Origin of the sequence: Xenorhabdus bovienii (genome assembly GCF_024721015.1) — a bacterium.
Taxonomy (GTDB): Bacteria; Pseudomonadota; Gammaproteobacteria; order Enterobacterales; family Enterobacteriaceae; genus Xenorhabdus; species Xenorhabdus bovienii.
The window spans coordinates 1-9,640 of sequence record NZ_JANAIF010000096.1 but is presented as its reverse complement, the minus strand read 5'-3'; the positions used below and the strand labels follow the sequence as shown (position 1 = coordinate 9,640).

Here is a 9,640-nt window from a genome sequence, read left to right as displayed (position 1 = left end):
ATTAGTGGACGCGGTAAGTCAGTGTATTGTATTACCGACTATAACAAAAGTGCAGATAATTTCATTGATTAACTTATCGTAATAGCTTAATGTCACCATCCATAATCCAAGTGCAAACATACCGTAAACAGCGAGTGCAACTAACCAATGGATTAAAACAGAAACATGACCAAAGCGCGTGGAAGTATTTTTTAAAAGCATACCGTTTCCTTATTCTTGATCACTGAAAACTCTCTGTGAATATAAATGAGAAAGTTTAGGTATTATAGTAGATTAAAATGCTATTTGATTTTTACAAATCTTCGACAAATAATTTGTTTAAGAATGTCAGATTTTATCAATAATAGAATCATATTATGATCTTGATGATGAAATAAAAAGAATTTAATTCATTTGTTGATTGTGATTTAATGTTAGGTGATTAATATCTATAATAATTATGTGTAAAATTAAAGTGATATTATTTAATTGTATTTTTTCTATATTCATTATTGTTTTTAATATATTAATTAAATAAATAATGTTCAAGGTGTAAATTGAAATTTATTCATTTATCCATAAAATGACAGTTATTTTTTATTATAGATCCTAATCAATAATAGGAATAACTTATTACTAAATAGATTTTGCGTGTGAATATTATCACTTTATTAAATGATTTATTTAAAAAACAGATGGGTGATTATTATTTAAATTGACAAAAATAAAAAGCGTTTCCCTGTATGCCATGGTTTACTCTTAGGGCAAGAGATTGTAATGTTTTCGCGTAGTCACACTCTTTGATCACTATAGCGGGAAATACGATGTACACATTGTGGATAGCCAATAAAAATTATTCTTCTTGGTCACTGCGTCCGTGGATTTTGCTGAAGGCGCTGGAGATCCCATTTAACGAGCAGCTTAGTTATTTTGAAGATGATAAAAGTAGTTATGAAAAATTCAAAGCATTCTCACCCACTGGGCTTGTTCCTTGTCTGGTAGAGGGTGAAATTACCGTTTGGGATTCACTGGCTATTGTTGAATACCTTGCAGAAAACCACACTCAGGTTTGGCCACAAGATCGCATCGCCAAAGCGTGGGCAAGAAGTGCTTCGGCAGAAATGCATTCTGGTTTTGCCACATTGCGCCAAACTTGCGCGATGAATTGTTCAAAACAGTTTGAATTGAGGGAAATTTCCCCTGAATTACAGTGTGATATTGACCGCCTTGATGCTCTTTGGTCAGACGGGTTAACGAAATTTGGCGGCGAATGGCTGGCTGGGAATACATTCACTGCGGTTGATGCGTTTTTCGCTCCAGTGGCTTTCCGTGCTCAGACCTATGGGCTGAAATTTTCTGCTATTAGTCAGGCATGGGTTGATCGTATGCTTAAGCATCCGGCAATGGTGGAATGGGCTGAGGCGGCAGCAAAAGAGCCTGAAATAGAGTATTAATGAATAGATAGATATTATTTGACTCAATAATATGCAGGGTACGTTGTGTGCCCTGATTAAAATCACCTATTTTTGGTTGAATATAATTTATTGAGTGATTATTTTAATTTTATTAACCACCTAATATGGACAAAAAAAAGCTCCGTATTGATACGGAGCGGAAATGGGTAAAAGTAGCTGGGAAAATGTAGTAGGTAGTACAGGTGCATAGTAATCCTACGCAATTAAACGCGGATTAAACAAAAGAGATGTAGTGCAGAGGAAGTTCAGTGTGAGGTTTGTTGAGGGGCAATAACAAATTATTTCCGCTTGAGAGAATACCTGGTATGACCCATTAACAATGAATTTTTATCAAACAAGCCATACCAAATATCAGTTTTTGTCATTGAGTCATACCCTATATTTTTTTATTGGCTGTGACCTGATGAGAAACGGCATCTCGGATCACCTCCAGCGAGGCAGGGTTCTCAATTAACGCAATGTCGTTCGGCTCCCGTCCTTCACAAATCGCCTGCATGGTGCGGCGCAGCATTTTCCCTGAGCGGGTTTTGGGAAGCTGGGCAACAAAATAGACCCGCGCCGGGCGCCCGACACTGCCGAGCTGCTTATCGACCAGCTCCATCAGTGCTTTTTCCAGCGCGGCGAAATGGTCAGCATTCTGGATTTCCCGTCCTTCCTTGAGTACCGTAAAAGCAACGGCGGCTTGTCCTTTCACTTCATCCTTGATGCCAATCACGGCTACTTCTGCCACGTCTTCATGGCTGGCGATGCACTCTTCGATTTCCCGTGTTCCTAAGCGATGCCCTGAGATATTAATCACATCGTCCGAACGCCCCAGAATAAAATAGTAACCGTCGCTGTCACGGATGCCCCAGTCGAACGTAGAATAAATCTGCGGGTCAAAATGCTTCCAGTAAGTATTTACAAAACGAGTATCATCGCCATAGATGGTCTGAATACAACCGGGAGGCAGGGGGCCTTTGGCGACCAACATCCCTTTTTCGTTATCGCCACATTCCTGACCAGTTAGTTCGTTGATCAGTTTGACGTTGAAGCCGTACATTGGAAAACCGGGGCTGCCAAAACGACTCGGCCGATCATCCAACCCACGCGCAATCGCCATAATCGGCCAGCCAGTTTCGGTCTGCCAATAATTATCAATGACCGGAACGTTGATGGTTTCCGCAACCCAGCGGGCGGTATGTTCATCAAGCGGCTCACCTGCTAAATATAATGCCTCAAGTGATGAAATATCGTATTTTGCAATACAATCTGTGGGATATTTTTTCAGAACACGGATTGCGGTTGGCGCAGAAAACATTCGGGTGACGCGATATTTTTCCACGATCTGCCACCAGATACTCGCATCAGGGCGGATCGGCAGCCCTTCATACATGATGGTTGCCATGCCTGCGATAAGTGGAGCATAGACAATGTAAGAGTGGCCAACCACCCAGCCGATATCCGATGTGCAAAAGAAAACGCCGCCTGCTTTGCCGCCAAAAATGGCATCCATCGAGGTCGCCAGTGCTACTGCATAGCCACCGACATCACGCTGTACGCCTTTGGGCGTCCCCGTTGTGCCCGATGTATATAGCACACAGGAGGTTTCATTGGATTCCATCCATGTGACAGGAATGTCTGCATCAAAGTGCGTTTGCCGCAGGCTGTCGAAATCGATATCCCGTCCTTCCAGCCAATTTATTGTGGCTAAACCGCGGTTCACCATCAAAACATGGCGTGGTGTGTGTTGCGCTAGCTCAATAGCTTCGTCCAGCAGGGGTTTATAAGGAATAATTTTGCCCCCGCGTGATCCCGCATCTGCAGAGACGACCAACACCGGCTCTGCGTTATCCAGTCGTGTGGCGAGACTGTGGGAAGCAAAGCCCCCAAACACGACCGAATGAATCGCTCCGATACGGGTGCAGGCGAGCAGGACGAACAGCGCTTCTGCCACCATTGGCATGTAAACCACCACGCGATCGCCTTTTTTTACCCCCAGCGAGAGCATCATGGCAGCGGCTCGGTTGACTTCCTGATGTAATTCTTTATAGGTGAAAACTTTTTCGCTATTGGTTTCGGTTGAAATGGCAATCAACGCCTTGGCATCGGGTTGGATTTCCAGCCAGCGATCCAGCGCGTTGTAGCATAGATTGGTTTGCCCACCGCTGAACCAGCGGGCAAAAGGTGGGTTACTGTGATCCAATACCTGTGCAAAAGGATGTTGCCAATGTATTCGCCGAGCCTGGTCTGCCCAAAAGGCATCGGGATTATCAATCGAATGCTGATAAAAATTTTGGAATGACATAATCTCTCCTGGCGCTATGCAGATGAGAGGCGGTTCTTGCAGGCAGAACCGCCGATAGCTTCGTCGATTAGATAACGTATAAATCGAGATATTCGTTTACGGGCATGTTTTCCAATAAGGTGCGGTCAAGGGAAACCGACAGGATTTTTCGTTGCTGAGTTTCAGGAAATTGCCGCGCTAGGTTGCTACTGAATTTTTTCAGTAGCAATGGGATGCCATCTTTGCGGCGGCGCGCATGTCCAATCGGGAACTCGACTTTCACTTCGTCAAACTGGCTGCCATCGTTAAATGTGATGGTCAGGGCGTTGGCAATCGAACGTTTCTCAGGGGCATGGTAATCACGGGTAAAATCGGGATCTTCGACACATCTTATTTTTTCCCGCAAAGCATCAATGCGTGGATCGGCGGCCACATTATTCTCATAATCGGCCGCTGTCAGACGGCCAAACAATAATGGAATGGCAACCATGTATTGTATGCAGTGATCTCTGTCTGCCGGATTATTCAACGGGCCCTGTTTATCAATAATCCGGATACAGGCTTCGTGGGTACGGATAGTGATTTGGGCAATGTCTTCGACCTGCTTACCTGCCATTTTCAATTGCTGATACAGAGTCATCGCCGCTTCTACCGCCGTTTGTGAGTGGAATTCGGCAGGGAAAGAGATTTTGAACAGCACGTTTTCCATCACATACGCGCCATAAGGACGTTGGAATTTGAACGGTTGCCCATTGAACAGGACATCATAAAATCCCCACGTTTTTGCCGTTAATACTGAGGGATAGCCCATCTCGCCTTTTTGTGCCATCAGCGCCAGTCGCACAGCACGGGAAGTAGCATCACCGGCAGCCCAGGATTTGCGGGAACCCGTGTTAGGTGAATGGCGATAGGTTCTCAGGGATTGCCCGTCTACCCAAGCGAGCGAAACGGCACTCAGTATTTCTTCACGCGCTAAGCCTAACATCTGGGCAACAACCGCTGTTGAAGCGACTTTAACCAGCACCACGTGATCCAGACCGACTTTATTGAACGCATTTTCCAATGCCAGACAGCCCTGAATTTCATGCGCTTTGATCATGCCGGTCAGCACATCTTTAATGGTCAGGGGTTGTTTTCCATTGGCGACCGCTGTTCGGGACAGCCAGTCGGCGATGGCAAGAATGCCTCCAAGGTTGTCCGATGGATGCCCCCATTCTGCCGCCAGCCAAGTATCGTTGAAATCCAGCCAACGGATCAGGGTGCCAATATTAAAGGCGGCCTGAACAGGATCGAGTTGGAACTGAGTTCCCGGTACACGCGCACCGTTCGGAACCACGGTACCCGGTACAACTGGCCCCAATAATTTTTTGCAGGCGGGATATTCCAGTGCTTCCAGCCCACAGCCCAGGGTATCCAGAAAACAGTAATGGGCTGTTTCGTAGGCAACGGGGGATGTTATGGTGTAGTCCATGACATAATCCACAATATCCACAATCACTTGATCGTAATCAGGGCGGTTGTTGACAACAGAGGTAGACATAATCAATCCTTCTTAAAAATCGAATAAAACATGAATACAAAAAACACCGCATAAAACCGTGCTACTTGCGTTGGTCAATCGGTGTAAACGGCAGGTTCTCAGGGCCGGTATAGTTGGCTGAAGGGCGAATAATTTTGTTATCAATGCGTTGTTCAATAATGTGAGCCGCCCAGCCAGCAGTACGGGCAATCACAAACAGGGGGGTAAACATGGCGGTAGGAACCCCCATCATGTGATAAGACACCGCCGAGAACCAATCAAGGTTCGGGAACATTTTTTTGTTATCCCGCATTACAGATTCAATGCGATCTGCAATGTCAAACATCTGAGTTGTGCCCGCTTCCTCGGAAAGATGCAGGGAAATCTCTTTAATCACCTTATGGCGGGGGTCGGAGACGGTATAAACCGGATGACCAAAGCCAATAATGACTTCTTTTCTTTCCAGCCGGGTAAGGATATCGGCTTCGGCTTTGTCGGGAGAGTCATAACGCTGCTGGATTTCGAATGAAACTTCATTGGCACCGCCATGTTTTGACCCGCGCAGGGCGCCAATTCCACCGATAATAGCGGAGTACGTATCTGATCCTGTGCCGGCAATCACTCGGCTGGTAAATGTCGAAGCATTGAATTCATGTTCGGCATACAGGATCAGAGAGCTATGCATTGCCTTTTCCCATGAATCACGCGGTTTTTGGCCATGCAAGAGATGCAGGAAATGCCCGCCGATGGAATCATCATCGGTCTCAACGTCAATCCTGCGTCCGTTATGGCTGTAGTGATACCAATAAAGCAGGATAGAGCCGAGGGATGCCAGCAAACGATCTGCAATATCGCGGGCGCCGGTAAGGTTATGATCTTCTTTTTCCGGCAAGGTACAACCAAAGACAGAAACGCCCGTGCGCATCACATCCATCGGATGAGCGACCGCAGGCAAAGTTTCCAGTGCTGATTTGACGCTGCTTGGCAGACCACGCAAAGCTTTCAGTTTGGTTTTGTAAGCGGCCAGTTCTGCGCGGGAAGGGAGTTTTTCATGGACGAGCAGATAAGCAATTTCTTCGAACTCACAATAGGCGGCTAAATCGAGAATATCATAGCCGCGGTAATGTAAATCGCTGCCGTTTTTTCCAACGGTACAGAGCGCTGTATTACCGGCAATCACGCCGGACAGGGCAACGGATTTTTTCGGTTTAAATGTTGCAGCTTCAGGAGATCCAGTCATCGTATTCTGTTTACTCATGAGTATCACCTCTGGTTTTTCTGGGAAAACAGGGCATCCAATTTCTGTTCAAAATCGTAATAATTAATGCTTTCATAAAGTTCATTACGGGTTTGCATCAGATCGATCACATTTTTCTGTGTGCCGTCACGGCGGAGTGTGGTGTAGACCTGCTCTGCGGCTCTATTCATCGCCCGAAATGCAGAAAGCGGGTAAAGCGCGATAGCGACGTCTACACTACCTAATTCTTCGGTCGTAAAGAGAGGGGTGGCACCAAACTCGGTGATATTGGCCAGTATGGGAACCTGCGTTCTTGCGGCAAATACCTGATACATTTTCAGCTCTGTTATCGCCTCAGGAAACAGCATATCTGCACCAGCTGCAATATAAGCCTCGGCTCTGTCGAGAGCGGCTTCTAACCCTTCCACTGCCAGCGCATCTGTGCGCGCCATAATCACAAAATGCTCATCGGTGCGGGCATCAACGGCAGCTTTGATACGATCAACCATCTCCTCTTTGGAGACAATTTCTTTATTTGGACGATGCCCACAACGTTTGGCACCCACCTGATCTTCAATATGGATACCCGCAGCACCCGCCTTAATAATAGAACGAACGGTGCGGGCGACATTGAATGCCGAAGAACCAAAGCCGATATCGGCATCCACCAGTAGCGGCAAATCGCATACATCGGTAATGCGGCGAATATCGGTCAGCACATCATCCAGCGTTGAGATGCCCAGATCCGGCAGACCTAACGAGCCTGCTGAAACGCCGCCACCCGAAAGATAAATGGCTTTGTAGCCCGCTCGTTTTGCCAGCAAGGCATGGTTTGCATTGATAGTTCCGACCACCTGTAACGGAGATTCGGCCTCTATTGCCCGGCGAAAAGCCAGACCAGCAGAAGAAAATGCCATATATAACTCCATTGTTACTAAAATGAAACCAAATAGTATCGAATTGTTACTTTAGCAAGATTTGTGCCAATGGTTGAAAACGAGGTGGAAATCGGAGATGTGTAATAGAAGGTGTTGATATTTTTTGTTTTAAATTAATGGAATAGCACTATCCGTGCTTGTTGCATGATAACTGTACATCTATTGGGCATAATGTATACTTGTTTCATATTGAATCAATAATGTTTCATTTTTATTTCAATTCTGAAAAATGAAACATTATGGTGAAATTATCAAAAATCGAAAAGAGCAAGAAAGGGGGGAACAAATGGCGTCAGGACATACAGGGGAGCGTGATAACAACAAACCGGTTATCTGGACAGTATCGGTTTCCCGGCTTTTCGATCTTTTTCGTGATATCACACCGGAATTTGATCATCAGGCTGATATCACACCGATTAATCTTGGTTTTGAACAGGCGGTTCAGCATATTTGTAAACGTCTGGAAACGGAGCACTGTGATGCCGTGATTTGTGCTGGCTCGAATGGTGCCTATTTAAAAAGTCGTTTATCCGTGCCGGTGATCATCGCCAAATCCAGTGGTTTTGATTTCATGCAGGCACTGGCGCGCGCACGGCAAATCAGCTCTCGTATTGGCGTCATCACTTACCAGAATACCCTGCCGGCCTTGGAGGAATTTCAGCAACGTTTCAATCTGCGGATTGAACAGCGCAGCTATGTGACGGAAGAAGATGCCAGAGCGCAGGTCAATGCGCTGAAAGCCATAGGTATCAAGGTCATTGTAGGCGCAGGGCTGATTACCGATCTGGCTTATGAAGCCGAGCTGGTGGGGGTGTTTCTCTATTCTGCCGATACGATCCGGCAGGCATTTCATGATGCGCTGGAAATGGCCAGAATGACCAAGCTCAATCTGGTGTCGAGTTCGCCTTATCCTACGGAGGATAAGTTACGCATTCGTCATACGCTCAACGATATTAGAGGTGATTCCGCTACGGTGGAGCATGTACGTAACACGATTATGCTGTATGCCTGCTCGACGGCCACGGTGTTGATTCAAGGGGAAAGTGGTACGGGAAAAGAGCTGGTGGCACAGGCCATTCATCATGAATACAGCCTGCGTTATGGGCAGTCTGTGGGTAAACATCCGCGTCCCTTTGTTGCGGTCAACTGTGGTGCCATTACCGAGTCATTACTGGAAGCAGAGCTGTTTGGCTATGAAGAAGGCGCTTTCACGGGCTCCCGACGAGGGGGGCGGGCGGGTTTGTTTGAAATCGCGCACAGAGGAACGCTGTTTCTGGATGAAATCGGCGAAATGCCATTGCCACTGCAAACGCGGTTATTGAGGGTACTGGAGGAAAAATCCGTCGTCAGGGTTGGGGGATATCGTCCGATTGCCGTTGATGTTCGGATCATTTGTGCCACCCATTGTGATTTAGATACGTGGGTGAGAGAAGGGCGTTTTCGGGCAGACCTCTTCTACCGCTTGAGTGTGCTGAGAATTAATGTGCCAGCATTACGTGAAAGAGGGAGTGATATTGGGCTGCTGGCCGTGGAGTATCTGCGGCGGGCATTTGCGGCGCTTAACTTGCCTGTTTCATCGTCAAGAATACGGGAACTTTCTGCTTGTCATGCAGCGCTGCAATCTTACCATTGGCCGGGTAATGTGCGGGAACTACGTAATTTGATGGAGAGGATTGCACTCTACTTAAGTGCCCATCCCGAACAGACATTGACACCTGCTTTGATCTTATCGCTTTCACCTGAGCGGCAGATTGATATCGGTTCGGTGAAGAACAACGCGAAAACTTCCGAGATTGAACCTCCTTCTTCAATGGCGGTTTCTTCTTCTGCCCATGATATTGTGGCGAGATTTTCAGGTAATCGACAGGCGGCGGCAGAATATCTGGGAATTAGCCGCACGACGTTATGGCGGAGGTTAAAGCAAGAGCCGGGGAAAGATTAAATGGAAAAACCTTATTGGAATAGGCTCCTTATTGACTAATATTGTGATAACTATCACCAATATGACATTTTTAAAATGCAACATATTCCTGTGGTATCCAACCTGCTTCTCCGGACTTTTTGTGAGCCAAAAACCAGCCATTTAGCGATTTCTCCTCCACATTTTAACCAATTTATTCGCTGGAATGATAATGAGTAATTATACATTGAATTTTATTTTTCCATATGAAAGGTTTAAAACCACGGTCTTTAGACGGTGACTTTGACTTTAATTCTTTGACCTAT

At 46.2% G+C, this 9,640-nt stretch carries 6 protein-coding genes and 1 pseudogene; 2 read left to right on the top strand and 5 right to left on the bottom strand.

The annotated features are described in order from the left end of the window. Positions 1-75: 75 nt before the first annotated feature. Positions 76-201 (bottom strand): annotated as a pseudogene (locus tag NXS07_RS17450) (cytochrome b); the annotation flags it as partial. A 602-nt stretch (positions 202-803) separates the two neighbouring features. Between NXS07_RS17450 and NXS07_RS17445 the strand changes: the two are divergent. Beyond that, positions 804-1,433, top strand: a complete 630-nt coding sequence (locus NXS07_RS17445) for a glutathione S-transferase family protein (protein ID WP_258087260.1) — start codon at positions 804-806, stop codon at positions 1,431-1,433. A 397-nt stretch (positions 1,434-1,830) separates the two neighbouring features. On the opposite strand, the gene NXS07_RS17440 is transcribed toward NXS07_RS17445, so the two are convergent. The 4 genes from NXS07_RS17440 to prpB all read right to left on the bottom strand — a co-directional run bounded on the left by NXS07_RS17440 (position 1,831) and on the right by prpB (position 7,393). Continuing rightward, positions 1,831-3,741, bottom strand: coding sequence for a propionate--CoA ligase (locus NXS07_RS17440; protein ID WP_258087259.1), 1,911 nt, complete (start codon positions 3,739-3,741; stop codon positions 1,831-1,833). A 67-nt stretch (positions 3,742-3,808) separates the two neighbouring features. Then, positions 3,809-5,260 carry a bifunctional 2-methylcitrate dehydratase/aconitate hydratase gene (locus NXS07_RS17435; RefSeq protein ID WP_258087258.1) on the bottom strand — a complete coding sequence of 484 codons (1,452 nt, stop codon included), beginning with the start codon at positions 5,258-5,260 and terminating at the stop codon, positions 3,809-3,811. Between the two features lie 61 nt (positions 5,261-5,321). Then, a complete protein-coding gene (prpC, locus tag NXS07_RS17430) occupies positions 5,322-6,479 on the bottom strand; it encodes a bifunctional 2-methylcitrate synthase/citrate synthase (protein WP_258087261.1) in 1,158 nt (385 codons plus the stop codon). A gap of 23 nt (positions 6,480-6,502) precedes the next feature. Next, positions 6,503-7,393 carry a methylisocitrate lyase gene (prpB, locus tag NXS07_RS17425; protein WP_258087257.1) on the bottom strand — a complete coding sequence of 297 codons (891 nt, stop codon included), beginning with the start codon at positions 7,391-7,393 and terminating at the stop codon, positions 6,503-6,505. Between the two features lie 307 nt (positions 7,394-7,700). Between prpB and prpR the strand changes: the two genes are divergently transcribed. Beyond that, positions 7,701-9,356 (top strand): propionate catabolism operon regulatory protein PrpR, encoded by a 1,656-nt coding sequence (gene prpR, locus NXS07_RS17420; RefSeq protein ID WP_258087256.1) that lies wholly within the window; start codon positions 7,701-7,703, stop codon positions 9,354-9,356. The last annotated feature ends 284 nt before the right edge of the window (positions 9,357-9,640 follow it).